This window comes from Streptomyces hygroscopicus subsp. hygroscopicus, from assembly GCF_001553455.1.
GTDB lineage: Bacteria > Actinomycetota > Actinomycetes > Streptomycetales > Streptomycetaceae > Streptomyces > Streptomyces hygroscopicus.
Map to the genome: position 1 here is coordinate 1 of NZ_BBOX01000402.1, position 1,508 is coordinate 1,508.

Here is a 1,508-nt window from a genome sequence, read left to right on the forward strand (position 1 = left end):
GAGCGTGGTGCCCGTGGGCTGCCAGCTCCTGGGAGCGGCAGGGGAGGTCTCGGCCCTGCGCAGGCGCCGGGCGTAGCTGCCGGTGGCGCGGATGGCCGCCTGGTCCTCCGGCCCGCCCGGGGCGAGCAGGGCGGCCAGCCGGTCGGAGGTGCGGTGGTCGATCGTGGCCGGGAGGTCGATCAGACCACCCCAGCGGAGAGGGTGTTCCAGGGCCGCGACGCGGCCCAGCCCCCACGTCTGTGCCTGCCGCGGACTGGGGAGCGGATCGCCGGGACCGGTGGCGACGGCGCCCTGGGTGAGGCACCACAGGGGCGCCGGGATCCCCGCGTCGCCGAGCGCCTGGACGAGCGCGGTGGTGGCGGCCAGCCCGGCGGGAACACCGGGGTGTTCTGGGTGCGGCTCCTCGTCGACGGCCAGCAGGCTCAGCACACCGGTGGGTTCGCCCTCGGCGGCCAGACGGGTGAGGTGGTCCGCCAGGGCGTCACGATCGGCGGTACGGGTGTCGAGCGCATGGCGGAGCGGAGTGGCGCCGTGGCTGGTCAGGGCCTGCGCGGCGGTTACTACGGCAGGGTGGTCGGACTGATCGGCGGGGATGATCAGCAGCCAGGTGCCGGAGAGGTCCGGACGCACGGAGGAAGCGGAAAGATGCTTCCAAATGGTCTGGTACCGCCAGGAATTGATGACAGACCGCTCCCGGTGCTGCCGCCGCCAGGCGGACAGAGTGGGGAGAACAGCGCCCAGCATGGGCCGCTGGTCCGCCGGTGAGTCGATGGTCGCCGCCAGGGCTTCCAGATCCTCGCGCTCCACCGCCTCCCAGAACTCCCCGTCGGCCGGGTCCGTCTCGGTGGACGCCGGTTGCGAGGGGGAGGCGGACGACAGCCAGTAGTGCTGGTGTTGGAAGGCGTAGGTGGGGAGGGGGATGGTGCGGGGGGTGGGGGTGGCGGGGTACCAGCTGGTCCAGTCGATGGTTGTGCCGCTGGTGTGGAGTTGGGCGAGGGTGCGGGTGAGGGCGTGGGTGTCGGGTTGTTTGTGGGTGAGGGTGGAGGTGATGAGCGGTGTTGTGGGGTTGTTCTGGTCGGTGGTGTGGTGGTGGAGGGTGTGGTGGGTTGCGGTGGCGAGGGTGGGGTCGGGGCCGAGCTCGAGGTAGACGTTGGTGTGGGGTGTGGTGTGGGTGATGGCGGGGTGGAAGTGGACGGGTTGGCGGATGTGCTGGGCCCAGTAGTCGGGGGTGGTGATGTGGTCGTCGGCTGGTTGTCCGGTGAGGTTGCTGATGAGGGGGATGGTGGGTGGGTGGTAGGTCAGTTCGGTGATGGCCTCTTTGAAGGGTTCGAGGATGGGGTCCATCAGGGGGGAGTGGAAGGCGTGGCTGACGGTCAGGTTCCTGGTTTTGCGGCCTTTGGCCGCCCAGGTGGCGCTGATGTCGGTGACGAGGTCGATGGGTCCGGAGATGACGGTGTTGGTGGGGGTGTTGAGGGCGGCGATGGTTACGTGGCCGTGGTGGGTGGTGA

1 protein-coding gene is annotated in these 1,508 nt (G+C 70.2%); it reads right to left on the minus strand.

Annotated elements, in window-relative coordinates; genetic code table 11:
• Positions 1 to 1,508: acyltransferase domain-containing protein (locus AXW62_RS33390; protein WP_159061015.1), on the minus strand; the 1,508-nt coding region annotated here is incomplete at both ends.